Here is a 24,318-nt window from a genome sequence, read left to right as displayed (position 1 = left end):
CTTCGCTGAAGGCGGAGCCCGACCTGACGGCGAATCGGAGCGGGTCGGCCGACCGGTCCGTCCCTCGGGAAACACCGTCCCCGTCAGGCGCACCGGCCGGCCGGCCCGTGCGACGCGGCCCGCCCGGCCGCACCGCTTCAGTCCATGCGGCGCGGGCCGCCCAGCACCTGGGTCTCGGCCTCGCCCGGATTGGTCATCACGTACTGACGGCGCATCCGGGTCGCCCACAGGGTGATGTGGTCCGGCATCGTCGGCAGCGTGCTCACGTCGCCCGGCGACAACGACAGCAGCCGGCCCACGAGTTCGGCCTCCTGCGGCGACACGCGCTGCAGGCCGACCAGGTCGGCCGCGTTCAGCACCCGGCTCGCGTTCGGGCCCAGGTACGGCAGCACCGTCAGCGTGGTCTGCCACGGCGCCGCCGACAGCCGGCTGCGCGAGGGCCGCGCGCCCAGGTCGCGAACCACCAGGACGGGTGACGCCACCGACGCGCCCTGCGCGCCCAGACGGCCGACCTGGTGGACCGTCACGCACGGCTGCCCGCCGCCCGCCGCCTGCGCCATCGGCGCCCAGGCCTGCGGACGGCCGGTCTCCACCGCGATCCGGGCGCCGGTGGCCGCGGCGCGCAGCGCGATCAGCTGCGCCGTCCACATGCCGCCGACCAGCACCACGTCGTACTGGGTGGGCCGGAACAGCCCTATCACGGCGGGCTGTTGCTGCTGGTCCAGGCCGATCACGACGCCGTCGTCGCCGACCGGGAAGGCCAGCGCCGCCAGGTCCTCGACGGTCAGCACGTGCTTCTCCCGGCGCGGACCGCGCAGGCCGAAGCCGGGACGGACCCGCACCCGCTGCTGATCGGCGGGCTGCGGGGCCTGGCCGGAGTAGGTCTGGTAGGCCATCAGGACGTCCCTCCCAGGGGCAGCGTGGCGAGCAGGCCCGGGCCGTGCTCCTGGTCGAGGCGGGTCAGCGCGGTGCCGGAGTGCTGCGCGCGGGACTCCACCAGACGGCCCACCTGGGCGATCTCGCTCTCGCTGCGCGCGGTCAGCCGGACGTGCCCGCTGAGCGCCACCGCGCCGCCCATCGCGCGGGTCGCGGTGACCGAGAACGTGGAAGCGAACGCCGCCGGGGTGCTGGTGAGTTGGTTGACCAGCTCGGGCGCGGTGACCCGGCCGCCGCCGGCGCCGGGCCGGGTCAGCTCCGGCCACTTGGAGATCCAGTAGGTGGCGTGCCAGCGGTCGTCGATCCGGCAGAACTTCGCGGACTCCTGGGCCCGGCGCACGCCGACCCCGCCGCCGCCGGAGCCCTGACGGCCCGCCACCGCCACCGGGTTGGCGCACACCGAGATGGCCAGCGCCGCGATCAGCTCCCGCTCGTCCAGGACGGTGGCGGTGAAGCCGGCGCTGTTCAGCCGCCCGGCCAGCTGGTCGGTGACGCGCTGGAGGGCCTTGCGGGCGCCCTCCTCGCCGCCGCCGCGCGCCACGACGGCGGTGGAGGCGCGCTCGGGGTCGAGCTTGATGGCGACCCAGGTCAACCGCAGCGCAGGAGTATTCACTCCTCCGGGTGCCTGCTGGTAGGCGCGCGCGGCCAGCGCGTGCTCCGGCAGGTGCGGCGCGGGCGCCGGCTGGGTGTGCTGGATCAGCTGCACCGACTCCAGCGGGATGTCGTCGACCCGCAGGACCGAGCAGATGATGTCCAGCGGCAGCGCGGAGTTGGCGCGACCCGGACGCAGCGGCTGGTCCTTGGACTGCACCAGCAGCACCGAGGTGAAGAACGTGCCGTCGCCGACCATGCCGGTCTCCCGGCGCAGCGGACGCCCGTCGCCGAGGTCGGTCTCGATGGCGTGGGTGCAGGTGCTCAGCGCCGGCTCCAGCTCCATCACCGGCGCCAGCGCCGGGTCGGTGCCGGGCGGCGGAACGTTGTACTTGGCCTCGCGGCGACGGGAGTTGTACGCGGAGCGGACCCCCATCGCCTCGCCCGTGGTGCGGCCGCCGAGACGCAGCAGCGCCACCACCACGAGGATCACCGCGGGCACCGCGAGCACCGCGGCCACCAGCTTGTTCACCGACCAGCCGACCGCCACCAGGGCGACGGCTACCTCGAGTTGGACGATTTGCTTGAGCTCCAGCCGACGCGCGAGCAGCCCGGGCCTGGGCAGCAGCCGCAGGCCGACCGGGCCGGTGGCCGCCGCGACCGGGGCGGTACGGGCCCGCCGCCCGCCCTGGGCGTCCGGCCTCCGACCGTGCGAGGTGGAGCGTCGTCGTGCTGGAGCGGACTGGCTTGGCATCCCCCGAATTGCCCTCTCTGCTTCAGATGTGCCGTCAGATCCCCGTGCGGCTGCGGCCATCAGGGCCGTCGGTCGCGGGCCGGGTCGACAGCCCGGATGGCGGACCGTCGGAGCCTACCCGTTACCGTACTCACCGTCTGCTGTCGCATCGTAGAGGGTTGGCCGCTCCGGACGCCCGTCGGGTGGCAGACTCACGCACAGCACAAGCGCGTTGACACCCGCACGTCGGGTCACACAGGGGAGACGGGGACGAGCATGGCATCACGCCGGGACGAGCTGAACGCCTACACCTTCGCCCGCAAGCGGATGGTCGGGGCCTTCCTGCAGCCGGGGGGCGGCGGCAACGACGAGGACGCGCCGCGTCCGATCCGCGCGGTGCTGCCGAGCTTCGTGATCGGCGCCGTGGTCGTCGCCGGCTTCGGCATGTGGGGCGTCATCAAGCCCAGTGCGCCGCCGAACTGGGACAACGGCAAGTACATCCTGCAGGGCAAGTCGTCGACCACGCGCTACGTGATCCTGCCCGACTCGAAGACCGGCCAGCCGACGCTGCACCAGGTGCTGAACATGTCCTCGGCCCGCCTGGTGCTCTCCGAGGGCGCCACCGTGCAGACCGTGGCCGACGACGTGCTCGACAAGTACCCGCGCCGCGGCGCGGCGATCGGCATCCCGTACGCCCCGGACAAGCTGCCCAAGGCGGACGACGCGAGCGCCGTGAAGCTGTGGTCGGTGTGCGACAAGCAGGGCAAGGACAACCTGCAGTCCTCGATCGCCCAGTCGGTGTTCGTGGCGGCCGGGGCGGACACCAAGACCCTCCAGGGGGACCGGAAGCTCGGCGACGGGCAGTCGCTGTTCGTCCAGGAGCCGGACCTGTCGGCGACCCAGCCGGGGACGAGGTTCCTGGTGGACCCCAGCGGCAAGCGGCACGCGGTCGGCGTCATGGAGACCACCGGCACGGACCGGACCGCGCTGGTCACCGCGCTGTTCGGCCCGAACGCGCAGGCCCAGAAGGTCACCAAGGAGTGGCTCGCCACCCTGGAGGACGGCGACCCGGTGGAGTTCACCCGGGTCGACGGCGCGGTCGGCGCCGCGTCCACGCTCGACCTCTCGCAGCCTTCGGAGAAGAAGGTCGGCCGCCTGCTGAAGTTCCAGGACAACAAGTACTACGTGGTCGGGCTCAGCAAGCTGTACGAGATCACCGAGTTCCAGGCGAACCTGATGCTCAACGACCCCGAGACGCAGAAGGCGTACAGCAGCCCGCCGGCCTTCGGCACGCTCGGCGCGGGCGACCTGAACAACCTCGCCGGGAAGACCTCCACGGAACTCCTGAACAAGTCCGGGAACCTGCCCAAGCAGAAGTCCCCGGCGGTCAACCTCGGCGAGAAGGACGCCCGCACGGTGGTCTGTTCGACGTTCAACGGCTACGTGGACAACAAGATCCAGCAGACGGTGTGGGCCGGCACCGCGTACCCGACGGACGTCAGCGGGGACGCGGTCAGCGCGCACATGACGCCCGGCCACGGCCTGCTGTACCGCGCGCTGGAGGGCAAGGTCGGGCCCAACGACGGCAGTTCCGGTCGCGACTTCCTGATCACCGACTCCGGTCTGCGCTACTCGCTGCCCGCCAACAACGACGGCGGCACCGGTGCGACGCCGAGCCCCAGCCCGAACGCGCAGGGCGGCGACAAGAAGGGCACGAACGAGTCCCAGGTGCGACTGGGCTACAAGTCGATCAACCCGCAGTTCGTACCGGACGAATGGTCGCGGCTGGTGCCGGCCGGACCGGTGCTCAACACGAACACCGCACTTCAGGCCCAGAACGCCTGACGAATCGTCAACGCCGGTGCGGGAGTTCAGTGTCATGGTCTGGTAACTACCCGCTACCCGGTGTTGGGCCAACCGCACTTGGCCGTTACAGTGCTACAGAGCACCACACCAAGTGGTGCCCGTGCGGGCGTTCGCCACAGGGGCGCCCGGACGAAATCTGTCTCATGGGGGACGGTGGATCATGGCAGGTCAGTTCACGACGACCGCGGAGGAAATGACCGCGTTCGCTAACCGCATCGGCGAGGTCAACCAGCAGGTCCAGGGCGAGATCAGCCGCCTGAACAACCTGGTCTCCGAGATCGCGTCCGGCTGGAAGGGCGCGGCTGCGACCGCGTACCAGCAGATGCAGTCGCGGGTCAACGACGACGCGAACGCGCTCAACAAGGTGCTCGACGAGATCCGTCAGGCGATCGAGGCGACCACCAAGGCCTACTCGATGACCGAAGACGAGCAGGCTGCTGCGGTCGGTGGCGTCTCCGGCTGACGCCGGATTCGGTAACCGCCACATCGCGCCCTCGCGGGGGCGCGCCGTGCATCCATCGAAGGGGAGACAATCATGGCCATTCTCGTCAATTTCCAGACCATCCAGAACGCGAGCTCCGAGGTCCGTCAGACCGCGGCCCGTGTCCAGTCGCAGCTCGACGACCTGAAGTCCGGCGTGCAGCGCATCGCCTCCTCGTGGGAGGGCTCGGCTCAGGAGGGCTACCAGGCCCGCCAGGCCCAGTGGGACGCCAAGGCCGCCGACCTGCAGCAGACGCTGACCCAGATCGCGACCGCGCTGGACAACGCCGCGCAGAGCTACCAGCAGACCGAGAACTCGAACGCGTCGCTCTGGGGCTGAGTTTCCCACTCGGGGACTCTGCGCGACCAGCGCACTTCTCAAGGGCGGGCGTCCCACGGGGCGCCCGCCCTTCGCGCGTTGCACGGGGCACGCGCCGAACACGGGTGGATGCAATGAGGGGTGGAGTTCAGGTGTCGTCAGGATCGTTGCGCCGGGCCGGCGCGGTGCTGCTGGTGCTCGGTGTGGTCGGCACTACCGCCGCCGGACCCGCTTTCGCCGAGCCGTCACCCACAGCGTCGGAGGGGGACAAGCAGCGGGCTTCGCTGGTCATCGCGGCGGCCGGTGACTGCACCTTCCCCTCGAAGGACGTCGAGGCCAAGCCCTGGGCCCTCCAGCGGGTCTTCCTGGACGAGCTGTGGGGGACCAACTCCAAGAACCCGCACACCGGGGCCGGGGTCAAGGTCGCGGTGATCGACACCGGCGTGGACGTCGTCAACCAGCAGCTGAGCGCCCCGGGCAAGGTGATCGCGGGGCCGGACCTGCTCGGCTCCTCGACGCCGGCCGACCAGAAGAAGCCGGAGGGCGACAGCCGGACCGATCCGGTCGGGCACGGCACCAAGGTGGCGGGCATCATCGGGGCCGCGCAGAAGGACAAGGTCGGCTTCGTCGGCCTGGCCAAGGACGCCACGATCCTGTCGATCCGGCAGAACGACGCGGAGGGCCACGGCAGCGTCAAGACGCTGATCGATGCCATCAACGCGGCGATCGACGCGAAGGTCGACGTCATCAACATCTCGCAGGACGTCCGGGTCGAGGTGGATCCCACCAAGCCCGCCGACGCGCCGGCGTTCGCCGAGGACACGCAGCTGCAGGCAGTGCTGAGCAAGGCCGAGTCCCGGCAGATCGTGGTGGTCGCGTCGTCCGGCAACGACGGCGCCGAGGGCCCCACCTACCCGGCCAAGTACGAGACCGTGCTGGCCGTGGGCGCGTCCGACCGCAACAACGAGCGGGCTCCGTTCTCGCAGTACGGCGACTTCGTCGACGTGGTCGCGCCGGGTGTCGACATGCTCTCCACCGTCCCCGGGGGCGGCCAGTGCACCGACAACGGCACCAGCTTCTCCGCGCCCTACGTCGCCGGCCTGGCCGCGGTGCTCAAGGGCCAGCACACGGACTGGACCGCCAAGCAGATCCGTACCGTGATCGAGCAGACCGCCCAGCGCACCGAGCACGGCCCGAACAAGTGGATCGGCTGGGGCGTCGTCGACCCGGTCAAGGCGGTCAACTTCGAAGGCGTGCCCGAGGCCACCCCGCACCCCGACGCGCCGACCAAGCTGGACGCCGCTCCGCTGATCGCGCAGCCGCTCGGCATCGCGGAGACCCAGGCCGACCGGGACCGGAGGACCGCCACCTTCGTGCTCGGCGCCGGCGGCCTGCTGGTGGCGGGCCTGGCCGGCGGGGCGATCGTCACCCGTGACCTGGGGCGTCGTCGCCGCCCCTGACGGCCTGTGGACACCGTGCGGGGCCGGCTCCTGGAGAGGGGTCGGCCCCGTCGGTTTCGGGGAACCGACGGGGCCGGGAGGGAGCGGACTGCAGGGGGGGGTCAGACCCGCTCGTCCTCGGGGAGGGTGATCACCCAGCGGGTCTCCTGGCGGGGGCGCAGGTAGACGAGCCAGTACAGGCTGGCGGCGGCGGTGATGCCGAGGGTCCACCAGAGGCCGGGGCCGGCCAACTTGAAGAGGGTGAAGCAGAGCGCCACGATCACCAGGATCGGCAGCGCGGGCCAGAGCGGCTGGCGCCAGGCCGGGGCGTGCTTGTGGTGGCCGCGGCGGGAGAACAGCGCGCCGACGGCGACCAGCAGGTACAGCGCGGCGACCGCGACACCGGTGATGTCGATCAGCAGGGTCTGCGGCACGAAGCAGAGCACCGCGCCGGGGATGCCGACCGCCAGGGTGGAGACCCACGGGGCGCTGAACTTGTTGAGGGTGCCGAAGGCGTTGTTGACCGGCTCGGGCCAGGCCTTGTCGCGGCCGGAGGCGAACAGCACCCGGGAGTTCTGGATGACCATCACGATGCCGGCGTTGATGATGGCCAGCGCGATGCAGAGGCTGATGAAGGTGCCGACGCCGCTGTTGCTCCAGCCGATCACCAGCTGCGAGATGTTGCCCTCGGACAGCGCGGTGAGGTCCGGGGCGCCCATGGTGATGGCGGCGACCGGGATCACGATGATGGCGACCGACAGGCCCAGCGTCCACAGCACGGTGCGGGCGACGTTCTTGCGCGGGTTCTCCAGCTCCTCGGAGAGGTAGATCGCGGTGGAGAAGCCCTGGGTGACGAAGAGCGCGGTGCCCATCAGGGCCAGGATCGCGCCGAGGCCCACGCCGGAGGTGGTGCCGGCGGCGTCGGCCACGGTGCCGTGCAGCATGGTGTCCGCGCCGCGCTCGGTGTGGGTGAAGCCGAGGAAGGAGACGACCGCGCAGGCGATGACCTCCAGCACCAGGAAGATGCCGGTGATCCAGGCGTTGGCCCGCAGGTCCAGCAGACCCGCGACGGTGGCCGCGATCATCACCACGGCGCCGGCGATCATCGGGTCGACGTGGATGATCGGTTCGAGGTACTCGGCGGTTCCCATCGCGATGATCGACGGGACGATCATCACCACGATCAGCGACTGGATGAAGACCAGCCAGCCCGCGAACTTGCCCGCCAGCGTGCCGACCATCGCGTACTCGCCGCCGGCCGAGGGCACCAGGGTGCCGAGCTCGGAGTAGCAGAACGCCACCGCGATGCAGATCACCGTGCCGATGACGATCGCCATCAGGGTGAAGGTGCCGAGGCCCTTGAACAGCTCGGGGACGAGCACGAAGAGCGAGGACGCCGGAGTCACGCAGGAGAGCGTGAGGAGCGTGCCGCCCACGACGCCGAGCGATCGGGCGAGCTTCTTCGGGGCGTCCGCGCCAGTGGCGGTCCCCGTGGCGGGGGCGGCTGCCTGCGGAGGAAGCGTGTCGGTCATGGGGCATCCGATCGGCTGTACGGCGGTGATGGGGGTGGGAGCGGTATCGCCTCCGAAACACGTTCTCGTGGGTCTGGTTCTGCATCGCTCCCTGATGCGCCAGGTTGCCTGGGGGAAAAGGTGTCGTCAACGCGCGATCGGCTGCGGAATCCGTTGCGGAAACCAAGCTTTTCCTGCGGAACACAGCCCCGCGGTCGGTCGGGCGCATGTTTCGGCGGTGTCAACTCCGGTGAACTGCGCTTGAATCGAAGGTGAAGTGATCTGCGCAACTCCGATTCAAAGGTACTGCGCCGGGACGGCCGATGGCCCGAAAACCAAGGCCGCCCGGCCTTCGAGGTACGGGAACCGAAGGAAGCGGCCAAAAGTCAGAAGATAACGTTCTGGCACCGTTCGGGGTCCGGGATGCCGAAGGGCCGGATCCCTTTCGGAACCCGGCCCCATCGGTCACGGTGCGTGACGTCCGCCCCGCGGCTACTGCTGGATCGGCAGCCAACCCGTCTGCACCGTCTGGCCCGCCTGAATGCGGCGGGAGACGAACACACCACGGCCCGGCGGCTGCGGCTGCGGCTTGACCGTGCCCAGCAGCGCGCCCTCGCCCTTGTCACCGGACATGACCAGACCCTGGCCGCCCAGCTCGCGCATGCGCTGCATCACCGGCTCGAACAGCGAGCGGCCGGCGCCGCCCGCGTTACGGGCGATGATCAGACGCAGACCGATGTCGCGCGCGAACGGCAGGAACTCCGCCAGCGGCGCCATCGGGTTGCCCGACTGGGTGGCGACCAGCTCGTAGTCGTCCACGATCACGAACATGTCCTTGCCGGTGTACCAGCTGCGGTTGCGCAGCTGCTCCGGCGTGACGTCCGGACCGGGCAGACGACGCCCGCAGGCGCCGCGCAGCATCTCCACGATCGCCGACATGGCGGGCGCGGCGGCCGCGTACTCCACCAGGTACTCCGGCGGAACCACGCCCAGCAGCGAGCGGCGGAAGTCGCCGACCACGATGCCGGCCTGGTCCGGGGTGTACCGCTCGGTGATCTGCTTGATCAGCATGCGCAGCATCGCCGACTTGCCGGACTCGCTCTCGCCGAAGACGACGAACAGCGGGTCGGTGTCGAAGTTGATGAACACCGGCGCCAGCTCGACCTCGTCGACACCGAACGCGATGCCCAGCTCGGGGTGCTCGAAGCCCTTGGGCAGCGAGTTGCCGTCGAGCACCGGCGGCAGCATGCGCACCTGGGGCGCGCGCGGGCCGGTCCACCCCGCGTTGATCTGGGCGACCATGTCGGCGACGCCGTCGACCAGGTCCTCGGTGGAGCTGGCACCGTCGATGCGCGGCAGACCGGACAGGAAGTGCAGCTGCTCGTGGGTCAGACCACGACCCGGGATCGCCGGCACGTTCGCGGCGGCCTTGCGGCCGATCTCCGACTCCATGGAGTCACCGAGCTTGAGCTCGACACGGTTCTGCAGCTGGTCCTTCAGTGCCGGGCGGACCTCGGCGTACCGGGCCGCGGTGATCACCACGTGGACGCCGTAACCGAGACCGCGCAGTGCGATGTCGGCGATGACCGGCTCCAGGACCTCGAACTCCTGCTTGAAGGTCAGCCAGCCGTCGATGAACAGGAACACGTCGCCGAACTGCTCGTCCGGCAGCTGCCCGTTGGCCCGACGGGTGCGGTAGGTGGTGATGGTGTCGATGCCGGAGGAGCGGAACAGCTCCTCGCGGCGGTTGAGCACCCCATGCACCTCGCTGACCATGCGGCGGACCTTCTCGACGTCCAGTCGGCCCGCGACGCCGCCGACGTGCGGCAGGTCGGCCAGCGAGCCGAAACCGCCACCGCCGAAGTCGAGCAGGTAGAACTGCGTCTCCACCGGGGTGTGGGTGACCGAGAAGCCCGCCACGATGGTGCGCACCATGGTCGACTTTCCGGACCGCGGACCGCCGACGATCATGCCGTGACCGGCCGCACCCGCGTAGTCCAGGTACATCACGTCGCGGCGCTGGTCGCGCGGCTTGTCGACGATGCCGACCGGGACGACCAGGTTGCCCTGGCGGATCGAGGCCGGGGTCAGACCGCGCTCCGGGCTGACCAGCAGCGGCTCCAGCAGGCTGTCCACCGACGGCGGGGCCTCCAGCGGGGGCAGCCACACCTGGTGGGCCGGCGGGCCCTGGCCGATCATGCGCTGGACGAACACGTCGAGCATGGTGTCCAGCAGCGCGTCGTCCTTCTCCTCCTCCTCGGTCGGGTCGGGGAGGATCTCCTCCACCTCGGGCTCGATGACCTCGACCTCGGCGGCGGTGAACAGCACCGCCTGGGCGGTGACCACCCGGCCACCGACCGCGCGCTGCTGGCCCGGCGGACGGTACTTGCCGGACACGTACGCGGCCCGGAAGCGCTCCATCACGTCGGAGCCGAACTTGAGGTAGCCCACGCCGGGGATCGGCGGCAGGTGGTAGGCGTCCGGCACGCCGATCGCGGCCCGCGACTCGGCGGCCGAGAAGGTGCGCAGACCCAGGCGGTAGGAGAGGAAGGTGTCCAGACCGCGGAGCTTGCCCTCCTCCAGTCGCTGCGAGGCGAGCAGCATGTGCATACCGAGCGAACGGCCGATACGGCCGATCTGGATGAACAGGTCGATGAAGTCCGGCTTCGCGGTGAGCAGCTCGGAGAACTCGTCGATGATCATCAGCAGCGAGGGCAGCGGGTCGAGCGGCGCGCCCGCGGTACGGGCCCGCTCGTACTCGTTGATGTTCGCGTAGTTGCCCGCCGCGCGCAGCAGCTCCTGACGGCGGTTCATCTCGCCCTCGATCGCGTCGCGCATGCGGTCGATCAGGGTGGCTTCGCCCTCAAGGTTGGTGATCACGGCCGCGGTGTGCGGCATCTCCGACATACCGGCGAAGGTCGCACCACCCTTGAAGTCCGCGAGGACCAGGTTCAGCACCTCGGACGAGTGGGTGACCGCCAGCGCCAGCACGATGGTGCGCAGCACCTCGGACTTGCCGGAACCGGTCGCGCCGACGCACATGCCGTGCGGGCCCATGCCCTCCAGCGAGGCTTCCTTGATGTCCAGCCAGACGTACTCGCCGTTCGAGCCGACGCCCAGCGGGACGCGCAGCTTCTCCCGGATCGGCTTGGGACGCCAGTGCCGGGCCGGGTCGAAGGAGCCCGGGTCGCCGGTGTGCATCATCTCGGTGAAGTCCATCGACACCAGCGACGGGTCGCTGTCGTCGCCGCCCGCGGACGCCCGGAACGGCGCCAACTGGCGTGACAGCGCCTCGGCCTGCCAGCTCGACAGGGTGTCCGGCGTGCCCGGGTAGCTCGCCCCGGAGGCGGCCTCCAGCAGCAGTTCGTTCTTGCCGACGGTGATCACCAGGTGGCCGTTCGGCTCGTCCAGGTCACCCGGGACGACCTCGATCACGGTGACGCCCTGGACGCCCTCCGGACCGGCGATCATCGAGTCGACCGGCACCGAGGCGCCGTCCATGATGACCACCAGGTGCGGCTGGTCCGAGCTCGGCGTGCTGTCACGGGAGAAGCCCTTGCGGCCGGCCAGCTCGTTGGCCAGCAGCTCCTCCAGCTCGCCCAGCCCGGCGGCGATCAGACGACGCGAACCGGCGCCGTCGCTCTCCTTGCGGTGCTGGGTGTGCGGCAGCCACTTCGCCCACTCCCACTCCTCCACCGCGCCGGGCGCGGCGGCCACCCCGATCATCAGGTCCTCGGGGGAGTGCAGGGTCGCCAACTGGGCCACCATCGCCCGCACGTTGCCGTACACCGAGTCCGGGTCGCCGCACACCGTGATGTGGTAGAAGGCCCGCAGCGACACCGCCAACGGCAGGTCCTGCAGCGTGCCGTGGGTCTTGATGAAGGTGCCCATCGCCTCCGCGGCGAGCGGCTCCAACTCGTCCATCGGGGCGGTCTGCGGCGCCACCAGCGGCGTCGACAACTGCAACGGGCCGAGGCCCACCCGGATCTGCGCGAAGTCCGCATCCGTCGGCCTGCGTTCCCACAGCCGGCGGCCCTCGGCCACGATCGACCACAGCTGGTCCGGCTCCGGGTGGGTGAACAGCAGCGACCCGCGCTGACGCTCGGCCGTTCGACGCACCTCGCGGCGCTTCTGCTGCAGGTACTTCAGGTAGTCGCGGCGCTCGTCCGAGGTGGCCGCACTACCGCCCTTGCGCGCCTTGACGATCTGCGCCACCGCCATCGCGGCGGTCGACGCGACCATCAGGACACCCATCATCTTCATCGGGCCCTGTGCGCCCGGAGAGAAGAAGAACGCCGCCGAACCGCCCATGCCGAGCAGCGGCAGCAGCGACATCATCCAGTCCTCGCCACCGCCTCGCGGCAGCTCCGGCGGCGGAACCAGTTCGACCGGCTCCTCCGACACCGGAGGCGGGAACGCCCGTGGCGGGCGCTTCACCGTCACAGTACTCATGCGACCACCTCGCTGGCGCTCGGCGGGCACTTCGTACACACGCGCCTCTTGATGGTGAGCTCGCTTCGCTCACTCACGCGACCACCCCGCCCCCAGCGGCAGCCGCAGCGCGCGACTCCCCGTCGTCAACGGTGCGCCCTCCCCGGGCACAGGGTCGGGGGCACCCCCATCGCTCGCTCACAATCCGCCCTCACGCATCTGGATACGTACGGTGAGGGCGCCCCGTGTGATGACGCCGCCCCCGCTCCGCCGAACCGCAGGCGCGCGGGGCTGTCGCGTCTCGATCGCCGCCCCCGTACGCCGTGCGCAGGGGCCGATCCTACTGCGCGGGCCAAGCCGTTCGTCCACGGGGTCGGCAACCCGCAGAGTACTGACCTGCCGTCAACACACAACCCTCGGCGCACCTGCGCACCGCCTCCACCCCCGCACGCCGCCTCCGCACCGTGCACGCCCCCACCGCAGTGCACCCTTGCCCTGAGGGGGTAAGGTGACGCCGCGCCAACTCTCGTTCGGGCCGTGACAGTTCCGGAACCCCGTCGACGAGTGGTCTGCAGACTTGCCGACTAGCCAACGAGGGGGAGAAGGCCGGTGAGCAACAACGCTACGACCGGTTTTTGCCGGGTCACCGTGGTGGCACCGGACAGCCGGATCGACGTCGCACTGCCGGAGGACGTCCCGCTCGCCGACATCTACCCGGAAGTGCTGCGGCTCTCCGGGCAGACGCAGGTGGACGGGACGCCGACCGGGTTCCACCTGGTGCGGCGGGACGGCACCGTGCTCGACAGCGGACTTCCGCTGGCAGCCCAGCAGGTTCGCGACGGCGACCTGCTGAGCCTGCGCCCGTTCTCCGAGTCGCTGCCGCCGGCCGTCTACGACGACGTCGCCGACGCCATCGCCTCCGCGGTCGAGGCGGACCGCCGGTTCTGGAGCCCCGACCTGATGCGGGCCTTCGGCCTGATCGCCGGCACGATGCTGCTCGTGCTGCTGGCGTTCGCGCTCTGGTTCTCCGACCTGCGGCACAACATGTTCGGCCTGCCGGGCATCCTGTCCGGCGTCACCGCCGTCGTGCTGGTGACCTTCTCCGCCGTCCGCGCCCGGGTGTACGACGACCACGTCGCCGCGCTCGCGCTCGGCCTCGGCGCGCTGCCGCACGCCATGCTGGCCGGCTCCGGCATCATCGACGTCCCGAACGCGGGCGACGGCCCCGGACGCCTCCAGTTCCTGGTCGGCTGCGTCACCGTGCTGGTGGTCTCCGTCCTGCTGGTCGGCCTGCTGCCGGAGAAGGACTCGGTGTTCGTCGCCGCCGCCTTCGTCGCCGCGGCCGGAACCCTGGCCACCTTCGCCGCGGTGCTGATGTCCGGCACCGCGATCACCGACATCGCCGCCGTCACCGGCGTCGCCTCGGTCGCCGCGGTCGGCTTCCTGCCCGCGCTCTCCGCCCGCTTCGCCCGACTGCCCGTCGGCTTCAGCGCCCCCGGCCAGGCCCGCACCCGCGGCACCGCCTACGGCGAGGAGAACAGCAGCGCCGAGACCGTGCAGTACGAGCGGATCGCCGCCCAGGCCCGCCGCGGCCACGAGGTGCTGGTCGGCCTGGTGGGCGGCGCCGCCACCACCATCGTCGGCGCCTGCACCGTGCTCGGCTTCAGCGACCGCACCTGGGCCGAACTGCTGGCCCTGACCATCGGCGTCTCGACCATGCTGCGCGCCCGGCTGTTCCGCTACACCGCCCAGGTGTTCGCGCTCACCATCGCCGGCCTGGTCGGCCTGGCGCTGCTGATCCTCGGCCTCGCCCTGCACACCCCGCTGCACCTGGCGCTGGCCGCGGCCACCCCGGGCGGCGGCAGCGGCGACCTGCGCACCGTGTGGCTGTCCGCGTCCATCGCGGCCGGCGCGGCGATCATGACCGCGATCGCCCTGATCGTCCCCCGCTCCGGGGTGTCCCCGTTCTGGGGCCGCATCCTGGACATGGTGGACAGCCTGATGCTGATCGCCCTGGTGCCGCTGGCGCTGGCCGTGCTCAACATCTACAACGTGGTGCGCGGCGCGACCGGCTGAGCCGCGCTGGTATCGTTGACCCGTCCGAGTCTTGTCAGGTCCTGTGCTTTCGACCAGGACCGCTCGGTCACTCACACCGAAGGAGATGCCCGTGGCCCTCGCCGCTGACGTCAAGAAGCAGATCATCGCCGAGTTCGGCCAGAAGGAGGGCGACACCGGCTCCCCCGAGGTCCAGGTGGCCATGCTCTCCCGCCGCATCTCGGACCTGACCGGGCACCTGAAGCTCCACAAGCACGACCACCACTCGCGCCGTGGCCTGCTGATCCTGGTCGGCCAGCGTCGCCGCCTGCTGCAGTACCTGGCCAAGAAGGACATCGAGCGCTTCCGTACCCTGGTGGACCGCCTCGGCATCCGCCGCGGTGCCGCCGGCGGCGCCCGCTGACACCGCTCGTAGGGGCGGCTCCCCTCACCGGGGGAGCCGCCCTTCGGCGCTTTCCGCGCCACCCCGCGACCACACCCCGCGAACAGCCCGGCCGTAAAGGCGCGCTCGATAGGGTGTGAATTTGTAAGGTAAAGGGCATGCCCGCCCTTGCGGGCCGACAAGGCTTCAAACGGAAGCCGCCCGCACCGCAGGAGCGTCCACACGCAGACGCCGCCGCACGCCGAAAGGCGCCGGTCCTCGGTAGTGGCCGCCGGAACCCCCGACACGCGGGGACGGACCCGGTGGCTTCGATCGAAGACCGGCCCAACTGCCCGGGCCACGGCAGGCAAGCGCAGCGGCGCTCCTGGGGAGACGTACAAAAGAGGAGATCTTCCAGGTGGAAGAGAACGTTTTCTACGCCGAAGCCGTCATCGACAACGGCAGCTTCGGTACCCGCACCATCCGCTTCGAGACCGGCCGTCTGGCCCGTCAGGCCGCCGGCTCCGCCGTGGCCTACCTGGACGACGACACCATGGTGCTGTCGGCCACCAGCGCCTCGAAGCAGCCCAAGGAGCACTTCGACTTCTTCCCCCTGACGGTGGACGTCGAGGAGCGGATGTACGCCGCCGGCCGCATCCCCGGCTCGTTCTTCCGTCGTGAGGGCCGGCCGTCCGAGGACGCGATCCTCACCTGCCGCCTGATCGACCGCCCGCTGCGCCCGTCCTTCGTCAAGGGCCTGCGCAACGAGGTCCAGGTCGTCGTCACCGTCATGGCGCTCAACCCCGACCACCTGTACGACGTGGTGGCCATCAACGCGGCCTCCGCCTCCACCCAGCTGGCCGGCCTGCCGTTCTCCGGCCCGATCGGCGGCGTCCGCGTCGCGCTGATCAACGGCCAGTGGGTGGCCTTCCCGACCCACTCCGAGCTGGAGTCGGCCGTCTTCGACATGGTCGTCGCCGGTCGCGCCCTGCCGGACGGCGACGTCGCGATCATGATGGTCGAGGCCGAGGCCACCGATAAGACCATCAAGCTGGTCGAGGGCGGCGCCGACGCCCCCACCGAAGAGGTCGTCGCCTCCGGCCTGGAGGCCGCGAAGCCGTTCATCAAGGTGCTGTGCGCCGCGCAGGCCCAGCTGGCCAAGCAGGCCGCCAAGCCGACCGGCGAGTTCCCGCGCTTCCTGGAGTACCAGGACGACGTGCTGGCCGCGCTGACCGCCGCCGTCAAGGACGAGCTGGCCAAGGCGCTGACCATCGCCGGCAAGCAGGAGCGCCAGAACGAGCTGGACCGCATCAAGGCCGTCGCCGCCGACAAGCTGCTCCCGGAGTTCGAGGGCCGCGAGAAGGAGATCAGCGGCGCCTACAACGCGCTCACCAAGAAGATCGTCCGCGAGCGCGTCATCAAGGACAAGGTCCGTATCGACGGCCGCGGCGTCACCGACATCCGCACCCTGGCCGCCGAGGTCGAGGCCATCCCGCGGGTGCACGGCTCGGCCCTGTTCGAGCGCGGCGAGACCCAGATCCTGGGCGTCACCACGCTGAACATGCTGCGCATGGAGCAGCAGCTCGACACCCTCTCCCCGGAGACCCGTCGGCGCTACATGCACAACTACAACTTCCCGCCGTACTCGGTGGGCGAGACCGGTCGCGTCGGTTCGCCGAAGCGCCGCGAGATCGGCCACGGCGCCCTCGCCGAGCGCGCGATCCTCCCGGTCCTGCCGACCCGCGAGGAGTTCCCCTACGCGATCCGCCAGGTCTCCGAGGCGCTGGGCTCCAACGGCTCCACCTCGATGGGCTCGGTCTGCGCGTCCACCATGTCGCTGCTGAACGCCGGTGTGCCGCTGAAGGCCGCCGTCGCCGGCATCGCCATGGGCCTGATCTCGCAGGAGATCGACGGTGAGACCCACTACGTGACGCTCACCGACATCCTCGGCGCCGAGGACGCGTACGGCGACATGGACTTCAAGGTCGCCGGTACCCGCAACTTCATCACCGCGCTGCAGCTGGACACCAAGCTCGACGGCATCCCGGCCTCCGTGCTGGCCGCCGCGCTGAAGCAGGCCCGCGACGCCCGCCTGCACATCCTCGACGTCATGAACGAGGCCATCGACTCGCCCGACGAGATGTCCCCGAACGCGCCGCGGATCATCACCATCAAGATCCCGGTGGACAAGATCGGCGAGGTCATCGGCCCCAAGGGCAAGATGATCAACCAGATCCAGGAGGACACCGGCGCCGAGATCACCATCGAGGACGACGGCACCATCTACATCGGTGCCTCCGACGGTCCGGCCGCCGAGGCCGCCCGCTCGACGATCAACCAGATCGCCAACCCGACCATGCCGGAGGTCGGCGAGCGCTACCTGGGCACCGTGGTGAAGACCACCACCTTCGGCGCCTTCGTCTCGCTCATGCCGGGCAAGGACGGTCTGCTGCACATCTCGCAGATCCGCAAGCTGGCCGGTGGCAAGCGCGTCGAGAACGTCGAGGACGTCCTCGGCGTCGGCGCCAAGGTGCAGGTCGAGATCGCCGAGATCGACCCGCGCGGCAAGCTGTCGCTGATCCCCGTCATCGAGGGCGAGGAGGGCGGCGACGCCGCCGCCTCCGAGTGACACCCCGGTAACACCCTGCGGCCCGCACGCCCCATTCGGCGCGTGCGGGCCGCGCCCTGTTCGTGAAGTCCGCGCGGACCACGCAGTCGATGCGGTTCGTGCAGTTCGTGAAGCTCCCCTCGTGAAGCAGTAGTTGGAAGGATCACCCGTGGCCCAGGCCTCGGCGGCGAAGCAGCGCCCCGGCACCACCCGGACCCTGCTCAAGGGCACCGAAGGCGGCGCGAACACCGTCCGCCGCACCGTGCTCCCCGGCGGCCTGCGGGTCGTCACCGAGACTCTCCCGACGGTGCGCAGCGCCACCTTCGGCATCTGGGTCGGCGTCGGCTCCCGGGACGAGACCCCCGTCCTGAACGGGGCCACGCACTACCTGGAGCACCTGCTCTTCAAGGGCACCGCCCGGCGCGACGCACTGGAGATCTCCGCCGCGCTGGACGCGGTCGGCGGCGAGATGAACGCCTTCACCGCCAAGGAGAACACCTGCTACTACGCGCGGGTGCTGGACACCGACCTGCCGCTGGCCATCGACGTGGTGTGCGACATGCTCACCGGCTCGCTGATCCGCCCCGAGGACGTGGAGTCCGAGCGCGGCGTCATCCTGGAAGAGATGGCGATGGCCGAGGACGACCCGGGCGACGTGGTGCACGACCTGTTCGCCAAGGTGATCTTCGGGAGCGGCCCGCTCGGCCGCCCGATCCTGGGCACCCAGGAGACCGTCTCCGCGCTGAGCCGCGAGCAGATCGCGGGCTTCTACCACCGCCGCTACAAGCCGGAGAACCTGGTGGTCGCGGCGGCCGGCAACCTCGACCACGGCAAGGTGGTCAAGCTGGTCGAGAAGGCCTTCGCGCCGGTGCTCGCCAAGTCCCAGGGCCACCCCGCCGACCCCCGGCGCGGCGTCAAGGCGGTCCGCACCTCCGGCAAGGCCGCCGTCCTCAACCGCCCCACCGAGCAGGCCCACCTGGTCCTCGGCGTCCCCGGCATCCCGCGCCACGACGAGCGCCGCTGGGCGCTGGGCGTGCTGAACGCCGCCCTCGGCGGCGGCATGAGCTCCCGCCTCTTCCAGGAGGTCCGGGAGAAGCGCGGCCTGGCGTACTCGGTGTACTCCTACTCCTCCTCGTACGCCGACACCGGCCTGTTCGGCATCTACGCCGGCTGCCAGCCCAAGCGGGTCGAGGAAGTGCTGAAGATCTGCCGCGAGGAACTCGCCCGGGTCGTCGAGGAAGGCATCACCGAGGAGGAACTGAGCCGCGCGATCGGCCAGATCTCCGGCTCCACCGTGCTCGGCATGGAGGACACCGGCTCGCTGATGAACCGCATCGGCAAGGCCGAACTCTCCTACGGCCACCACCTGTCGGTGGACGAGATGCTGCGCAAGATGGCCGAGGTCACCCTGGAGGACGTGCACGCCGTCGCCCGTGATGTGCTGGGGGCGCAGCGGCCCTCGCTCGCGCTGATCGGCCCGATCAACGACCGGCGGGCCGCCAAGCTGGCCGACCTGCTCGCCTGATTCGCCCGTTCGTTCGGAAGGACAACTGACATGACGCTGCGCGTCGCCGTGATCGGCGCCAAGGGCCGGATCGGCTCCGAGGCGGTCAAGGCCGTGCAGGCCGCCGACGGCCTGGAGCTGGTGGCCGCCCTCGGCCGTGACTCGAAGCTCACCGAACTCACCGACGCCGGGGTCGACGTCGCCGTCGAACTCACCCACCCCGACTCGGTGATGGGCAACCTCGACCACTGCCTGCGCAACGGCATCCACGTGGTCACCGGCACCACCGGCTGGACCGAGGAGCGCCTGGAGACCGTCCGCGGCCTGCTCGACCAGAACCCGGCCGTCGGTCTGCTGATCGCCCCGAACTTCTCCATCGGCGCGATCCTCGGGATGAAGTTCTCCCAGCTGGCGGCCAAGTACTTCGAGTCCGTCGAGGTGGTCGAGCTGCACCACGACCGCAAGGCCGACGCCCCGTCCGGCACCGCCACCCGCACCGCGCAGCTGATCGCCGCCGCCCGCGCCGAGGCCGGCCTGCCGCCGCAGCAGGACCCGACCACGCACAGCCTGCCCGGTGCCCGCGGCGCCGACGTGGACGGCGTCCCCGTGCACGCGGTGCGACTGCGCGGCCTGCTCGCCCACCAGCAGGTGATGTTCGGCGACACCGGCGAGACCCTGACCATCCGGCACGACTCGATGCACCACAGCAGCTTCATGCCCGGCATCCTGCTCGGCGTGCGGAAGATCGCCGACCACCCGGGCCTGACCTTCGGCCTGGAACACTTCCTGGACCTGTGACATGACCTCTCGCACCGGCTTCTTCGTCCTCTCCGGCATCCTGCTGCTGGTCAGCGCGGTCTGCGTGGGCGAGGGCGTCCAGCTCGTCGCCACCGGCAAGCCGCTCGGCATCGGCATCGGCGCGTGCGCCTTCGTCATCCCGGTGATCGGCGTCTGGTTCCTCCGCCAGACCGTCCGCTTCGGCCGGGCCAGCGAGCGGCTCGCCCGCCAGCTGGAGGCCGAGGGCGGCCTGCCCGTGGACGAGCTCCGGCGCACCGGCGGCGGCCGCATCGACCGGGCCTCCGCCGACGCGGTGTTCGCCCGCCGCAAGCGCGAGGCCGAGGCCGACCCGACCGACTGGCGGAACTTCTTCCGGCTCGCCGTCGCCTACGCCGACGCCGGCGACGTCCCGCGCGCCCGCAAGGCCATGCAGCACGCGATCAAGCTGCATGGCCGGGACGCCGCGGCGCCCGCCGTAAACTGACACGTACCGCCCCCAACAGCCAGGACATCACCCATGCGCGCAGTCGAACCCCAGGTCCACCTGATCGCCCGCCCCGAGCTCGACTACGACGAGGTCGCGGCCTACCTGCAGGACGTCGGCGGCGAGAGCTGGCTGGAGCGGGTCGACCGCGGTGACCTGGACGACGCCCAGAACCTCGCCGAGTTCGCCGGCCGGATCTGCTACCGCTCGTGGAAGCCGGGCCTCAACCCGAACGTCACCAAGGTCCGCACCGACCAGGACGTCTACCTGAAGAACATCCTGGCCAGCGCGCACGGCTCGGTGCTGGAGCACGTCTCCTTCACCTTCGTGCTGCACAACGTCAGCCGTGTGGTCACCCACGAACTGGTCCGCCACCGGGCCGGCGTCGCCGTCTCCCAGGAGTCGCTGCGCTTCGTCCGCCTCGACGACATCCCGTTCTGGTTCCCCGAGTGGGCCCAGCAGGACGAGGAGCTGATGGGCCGCGCCACCGGCCTGATGCAGCAGATCGAGGAGTTCCAGCACTGGATGGCCGACCACTTCGGGCTGGACGAGGAAGGCGTCAAGTTCCACGAGAAGAAGGAGAAGACCTCCTTCATGCGCCGCTTCGCCCCCGAGGGCCTGGCCACCGGCCTGGTCTGGACGGCGAACGTGCGCACCCTGCGCCACGTCATCGAGAACCGCACCGCGCCGGGCGCCGAGGAGGAGATCCGGCTGCTGTTCGGCAAGATCGGCGAGCTGATGGTCAAGGAAGCGCCCTCGCTGTTCGGCGACTACACGGTCGAGGACGGCGCCTGGGTCCCCGGCTGGCGCAAGGTCTGACGTCCGACCTCGGACCCGGGGTCTGACGGACCGTCGGACCCCGGCCCGGGCCTGCTCACTCGTGCGGCCACTCGCAGCGCGCCGCGAACCGGCCGCTGACCTGCGCCGACGGGCAGATGGCCGGACTCGCCCGAGATGCCCGGATTGCGGCGTTCTCGGGCGCTCCCTACGCTCAGGACACGGATTCCGGTGCTGCGTGAACCCCCGAGCGCGCAGCACCGGAATCCCATGTCGGGCCCGGTTCGCGGCCTCCGGGACTGTCCAAACCCTGGACCTGCGTGGCTGACGGACCCCGCCCTACGAGTAGCTTTGGACCCATGGCTCCGACCTCCACACCGCAGACGCCCTTCGGCCGGGTCCTGACCGCGATGGTCACCCCGTTCACCGCCGACGGCGAGCTCGACCTCGACGGCGCCCAGCGCCTCGCCGCCCACCTGGTGGACTCCGGTAACGACGGCCTGGTGCTCAACGGCACCACCGGCGAATCCCCCACCACCACCGACGCGGAGAAGGCCCAGCTGGTCCGGGCCGTGGTCGAGGCGGTCGGAGACCGCGCCCACGTCATCACCGGCGTCGGCACCAACAACACGCACCACAGCGTCGAACTGGCCCGCCAGGCCCAGGCCGCCGGCGCCCACGGCCTGCTCGCGGTCACCCCGTACTACAGCAAGCCCCCGCAGGAAGGCCTGTACCGGCACACCGTCGCCGTCGCCGACGCCACCGACCTGCCGGTCATGCTCTACGACATCCCCGGCCGCGCCGCCGTCGCCCTCGAACACGACACCCTGGTCCGCCTCGGCGAGCACCCGCGGATCGTCGCCAACAAGGACGCCAAGGGCGACGTCGCCGCCGCCGCCCGCGCCATCGCCGACACCGGCCTCGCCTGGTACTCCGGCGACGACAACCTGACCCTGCCGCTGCTCTCGGTCGGAGCCGTCGGCGTGGTCAGCGTGGTCGGCCACGTCGTCGCCGCCGAGATGCGCGCCATGATCGAGGCGTTCGTCGCCGGCGACCACGCCGAGGCACTCGCCGTCCACCAGACCCTGCTGCCGGTCTACACCGGAATCTTCCGCACCCAGGGAGTGATCCTCTCCAAGGCTGCGTTGAACCTGCAGGGACACCCGGCCGGCCCGCTCCGGCTGCCCCTGATCTCCGCCACGGACGCGGAGATCGCCCGGTTGAAGGAGGATCTCGCCGCCGGCGGGGTACACCTGTAACCAACAACAGACGTGCGCGCCCCCGGCTCGCCGGACCCCACCCGGGTCCGCCGCTGGACCGGGACCGAAGGCGCGCGGCAATCGGCAGTCAGGTAACCACGATGGACGCACGCCATATGTCACCGGGGGAGGAACCCCCCGGGCATATGGCGTGCGTCGTGAGGAGAGTCTTTTGAGCCACCCGCACCCCGAACTCGGCGCTCCCCCCGCACTCAAGGAGGGCGCCCTCCGCATCACCCCGCTGGGCGGTCTCGGCGAGATCGGCCGCAACATGACGGTCCTCGAGTACGGCGACCGCATCCTGATCATCGACTGCGGCGTGCTCTTCCCCGAGGACGAGCAGCCCGGCGTCGACCTGATCCTCCCCGACTTCAGCTACATCCGGGACCGCCTCGACAAGATCGACGGCATCGTCCTGACCCACGGCCACGAGGACCACATCGGCGCCGTTCCCTACCTGCTCCGGGAGAACCCGGACATCCCGCTGATCGGCTCCAAGCTCACCCTCGCCCTGATCGAGGCCAAGCTCGCCGAGCACCGGATCCGCCCCTACGTGCTGGAGGTCACCGAGGGCGACCGCGAGCGGATCGGCCCCTTCGACTGCCAGTTCATCGCGGTCAACCACTCCATCCCCGACGCCCTGGCCGTCGCCGTCCGCACTCCCGCGGGCATGGTCGTCGCCACCGGTGACTTCAAGATGGACCAGCTCCCGCTGGACGGCCGTCTCACCGACCTGCCGACCTTCGCCAAGCTGGCCGAAGAGGGCATGGACCTCCTCCTGGTGGACTCCACCAACGCCGAGGTCCCCGGCTTCATCCCGCACGAGCGCGACATCTCCGCCGCGCTGCGCAACGTCTTCGCGAACGCCGACCGCCGGATCATCGTCGCGTCGTTCGCCAGCCACGTGCACCGCATCCAGCAGGTGCTGGACGCCGCGCACGAGTACAAGCGCAAGGTCGCCTTCGTCGGCCGCTCGATGGTCCGCAACATGGGCATCGCCCGTGAGCTCGGCTACCTGAAGGTCCCCGGCAACCTGATCGTCGACGTGAAGACCCTCGACGACCTCCCCGAGAAGGAGGTGGTGCTGATCTGCACCGGCTCCCAGGGCGAGCCGATGGCGGCGCTGTCCCGGATGGCCAACCGCGACCACCAGATCCGCATCGTCGAGGGCGACACCGTCGTCCTCGCCTCCTCGCTGATCCCCGGCAACGAGAACGCCGTCTACCGGGTCATCAACGGCCTCACCCGCTGGGGCGCGAAGGTCGTCCACAAGGGCAACGCCAAGGTGCACGTCTCCGGCCACGCCTCGGCCGGCGAACTGCTGTACTTCTTCAACATCTGCAAGCCGAAGAACCTGATGCCGGTGCACGGCGAATGGCGGCACCTGCGTGCCGCCGCCGACCTCGGCATCGCCACCGGCATTCCGCGCAACCGCGTGGTGATCGCCGAGGACGGCGTCTGCGTCGACCTGGAGAAGGGCGTCGCCCGGATCGTCGGCAAGGTCCAGGCCGGCTACGTCTACGTGGACGGCTCCTCCGTCGGCGACATCACCGAGGCGTCGCTCAAGGACCGCCGCATCCTCGGCGAAGAGGGCTTCATCTCCGTCTTCGTGGTGGTCGACTCCGCCAACGGCAAGATGGTCGGCAGCCCCACCATCCAGGCCCGCGGCTCCGGCATCGACGACGGCGCCTTCGCGTCCATCGCCGGCAAGCTGGAGGAAGCCCTCACCCGCTCCGCCGGGGAAGGCGTCCTGGAGGTCCGCCAGGTGCAGCAGCTGGTCCGCCGGACCGTCGGCAAGTGGGTCGCCGACAACTACCGGCGCCGCCCGATGATCCTCCCGGTCGTCGTCGAGGTCTGACCGACCTGATTTGACCTGGGGCAGCCCGGTGCGTAATGTTCTCCGGGTTGCCCCACGGTCGTGCGGCTTCGCTCCGGATTCGAATTCGTTCGAATGGGGCGGGGAAAACAGGCCGAGAAACTCTGATAGAGTTCGGGAGCGCCGAAAGGCAAAAGCAAATCGGATCGAATGAAACTCCGGAAAACGGAGCGGAAAACATCTGATAAGCTGGAAACACGAAAGAACGCAGTAACATGAAACGAATGCCCGGAGGGTCCGCAGGAATGCGGCTCGAAGGAAGCGTCCGTTCCTTGAGAACTCAACAGCGTGCCAAAAGTCAACGCCAGATA

17 protein-coding genes are annotated in these 24,318 nt (G+C 70.4%); 13 read left to right on the top strand and 4 right to left on the bottom strand.

All coding sequences use genetic code 11. From position 1 onward, the window contains the following. Window positions 1-137: 137 nt before the first annotated feature. Window positions 138-896 (bottom strand): hypothetical protein, encoded by a 759-nt coding sequence (locus tag ACFV4P_RS32830; protein WP_073818807.1) that lies wholly within the window; start codon window positions 894-896, stop codon window positions 138-140. Beyond that, window positions 896-2,281: a type VII secretion protein EccE gene (gene eccE / locus ACFV4P_RS32825; RefSeq protein WP_380477152.1), complete on the bottom strand. Its 1,386-nt coding sequence runs from the start codon at window positions 2,279-2,281 to the stop codon at window positions 896-898. Before eccE ends, ACFV4P_RS32830 begins: the two co-directional genes overlap by 1 nt. A 255-nt stretch (window positions 2,282-2,536) precedes the next feature. Here eccE and eccB point away from each other — a divergent pair, with 255 nt between their 5' ends. The 4 genes from eccB to ACFV4P_RS32805 all read left to right on the top strand — a co-directional run bounded on the left by eccB (window position 2,537) and on the right by ACFV4P_RS32805 (window position 6,385). Beyond that, window positions 2,537-4,105 carry a type VII secretion protein EccB gene (gene eccB / locus ACFV4P_RS32820; protein WP_380477151.1) on the top strand — a complete coding sequence of 523 codons (1,569 nt, stop codon included), beginning with the start codon at window positions 2,537-2,539 and terminating at the stop codon, window positions 4,103-4,105. Between the two features lie 181 nt (window positions 4,106-4,286). Then, window positions 4,287-4,589, top strand: coding sequence for a WXG100 family type VII secretion target (locus tag ACFV4P_RS32815; protein ID WP_073818803.1), 303 nt, complete (start codon window positions 4,287-4,289; stop codon window positions 4,587-4,589). 72 nt (window positions 4,590-4,661) lie between these two features. Next, complete coding sequence (locus ACFV4P_RS32810; protein WP_073818801.1) at window positions 4,662-4,946, top strand: WXG100 family type VII secretion target; 285 nt, start codon at window positions 4,662-4,664, stop codon at window positions 4,944-4,946. A 131-nt stretch (window positions 4,947-5,077) separates the two neighbouring features. Further along, window positions 5,078-6,385 (top strand): S8 family serine peptidase, encoded by a 1,308-nt coding sequence (locus tag ACFV4P_RS32805; protein WP_380477150.1) that lies wholly within the window; start codon window positions 5,078-5,080, stop codon window positions 6,383-6,385. 101 nt (window positions 6,386-6,486) lie between these two features. Here ACFV4P_RS32805 and ACFV4P_RS32800 read toward each other — a convergent pair whose 3' ends face one another. Then, window positions 6,487-7,896: an APC family permease gene (locus ACFV4P_RS32800; protein WP_380477149.1), complete on the bottom strand. Its 1,410-nt coding sequence runs from the start codon at window positions 7,894-7,896 to the stop codon at window positions 6,487-6,489. A 471-nt stretch (window positions 7,897-8,367) separates the two neighbouring features. Next, window positions 8,368-12,327, bottom strand: a complete 3,960-nt coding sequence (gene eccCa, locus ACFV4P_RS32795) for a type VII secretion protein EccCa (RefSeq protein WP_380477148.1) — start codon at window positions 12,325-12,327, stop codon at window positions 8,368-8,370. Window positions 12,328-12,915: 588 nt separating this feature from the next. Here eccCa and eccD point away from each other — a divergent pair. From eccD to ACFV4P_RS32750, 9 genes are all read left to right on the top strand, one after another. Continuing rightward, a complete protein-coding gene (gene eccD, locus ACFV4P_RS32790) occupies window positions 12,916-14,382 on the top strand; it encodes a type VII secretion integral membrane protein EccD (protein WP_380477147.1) in 1,467 nt (488 codons plus the stop codon). 91 nt (window positions 14,383-14,473) lie between these two features. Then, a complete protein-coding gene (rpsO, locus tag ACFV4P_RS32785) occupies window positions 14,474-14,764 on the top strand; it encodes a 30S ribosomal protein S15 (RefSeq protein ID WP_073818791.1) in 291 nt (96 codons plus the stop codon). 376 nt (window positions 14,765-15,140) lie between these two features. Beyond that, entirely contained in the window at window positions 15,141-17,351 is a 2,211-nt protein-coding gene (locus ACFV4P_RS32780; RefSeq protein WP_380477146.1) for a polyribonucleotide nucleotidyltransferase, read from the top strand. A gap of 148 nt (window positions 17,352-17,499) precedes the next feature. Beyond that, a complete protein-coding gene (locus ACFV4P_RS32775) occupies window positions 17,500-18,855 on the top strand; it encodes a M16 family metallopeptidase (protein WP_380477145.1) in 1,356 nt (451 codons plus the stop codon). Between the two features lie 30 nt (window positions 18,856-18,885). Next, a complete protein-coding gene (gene dapB / locus ACFV4P_RS32770) occupies window positions 18,886-19,632 on the top strand; it encodes a 4-hydroxy-tetrahydrodipicolinate reductase (RefSeq protein ID WP_380477144.1) in 747 nt (248 codons plus the stop codon). Between the two features lies 1 nt (window position 19,633). Next, window positions 19,634-20,095: a hypothetical protein gene (locus ACFV4P_RS32765; RefSeq protein ID WP_380477143.1), complete on the top strand. Its 462-nt coding sequence runs from the start codon at window positions 19,634-19,636 to the stop codon at window positions 20,093-20,095. Between the two features lie 33 nt (window positions 20,096-20,128). Continuing rightward, window positions 20,129-20,914 (top strand): FAD-dependent thymidylate synthase, encoded by a 786-nt coding sequence (thyX, locus tag ACFV4P_RS32760; RefSeq protein WP_035866708.1) that lies wholly within the window; start codon window positions 20,129-20,131, stop codon window positions 20,912-20,914. A gap of 317 nt (window positions 20,915-21,231) precedes the next feature. Next, a complete protein-coding gene (dapA, locus tag ACFV4P_RS32755) occupies window positions 21,232-22,131 on the top strand; it encodes a 4-hydroxy-tetrahydrodipicolinate synthase (RefSeq protein ID WP_380477142.1) in 900 nt (299 codons plus the stop codon). A 172-nt stretch (window positions 22,132-22,303) separates the two neighbouring features. Then, window positions 22,304-23,989, top strand: a complete 1,686-nt coding sequence (locus tag ACFV4P_RS32750; RefSeq protein ID WP_380477141.1) for a ribonuclease J — start codon at window positions 22,304-22,306, stop codon at window positions 23,987-23,989. Window positions 23,990-24,318: the final 329 nt, after the last annotated feature.

Source organism: Kitasatospora sp. NPDC059795 (assembly GCF_042732175.1).
Classification (GTDB): Bacteria; Actinomycetota; Actinomycetes; order Streptomycetales; family Streptomycetaceae; genus Kitasatospora.
The sequence above is the reverse complement of the archived record's forward strand: the minus strand, read 5'-3'. Positions and strand labels throughout refer to the sequence as shown.

Excerpts from the sequence above, each read along its gene's own strand:
- ACFV4P_RS32830 (WP_073818807.1), bottom strand. The coding sequence starts at position 896 with ATGGCCTACCAGACCTACTCCGGCCAGGCCCCGCAGCCCGCCGATCAG.
- eccE (WP_380477152.1), bottom strand. The coding sequence starts at position 2,281 with ATGCCAAGCCAGTCCGCTCCAGCACGACGACGCTCCACCTCGCACGGT.
- eccB (WP_380477151.1), top strand. The coding sequence starts at position 2,537 with ATGGCATCACGCCGGGACGAGCTGAACGCCTACACCTTCGCCCGCAAG.
- ACFV4P_RS32815 (WP_073818803.1), top strand. The coding sequence starts at position 4,287 with ATGGCAGGTCAGTTCACGACGACCGCGGAGGAAATGACCGCGTTCGCT.
- ACFV4P_RS32810 (WP_073818801.1), top strand. The coding sequence starts at position 4,662 with ATGGCCATTCTCGTCAATTTCCAGACCATCCAGAACGCGAGCTCCGAG.
- ACFV4P_RS32800 (WP_380477149.1), bottom strand. The coding sequence starts at position 7,896 with ATGACCGACACGCTTCCTCCGCAGGCAGCCGCCCCCGCCACGGGGACC.
- eccCa (WP_380477148.1), bottom strand. The coding sequence starts at position 12,327 with ATGAGTACTGTGACGGTGAAGCGCCCGCCACGGGCGTTCCCGCCTCCG.
- dapB (WP_380477144.1), top strand. The coding sequence starts at position 18,886 with ATGACGCTGCGCGTCGCCGTGATCGGCGCCAAGGGCCGGATCGGCTCC.
- ACFV4P_RS32765 (WP_380477143.1), top strand. The coding sequence starts at position 19,634 with ATGACCTCTCGCACCGGCTTCTTCGTCCTCTCCGGCATCCTGCTGCTG.
- thyX (WP_035866708.1), top strand. The coding sequence starts at position 20,129 with ATGCGCGCAGTCGAACCCCAGGTCCACCTGATCGCCCGCCCCGAGCTC.
- dapA (WP_380477142.1), top strand. The coding sequence starts at position 21,232 with ATGGCTCCGACCTCCACACCGCAGACGCCCTTCGGCCGGGTCCTGACC.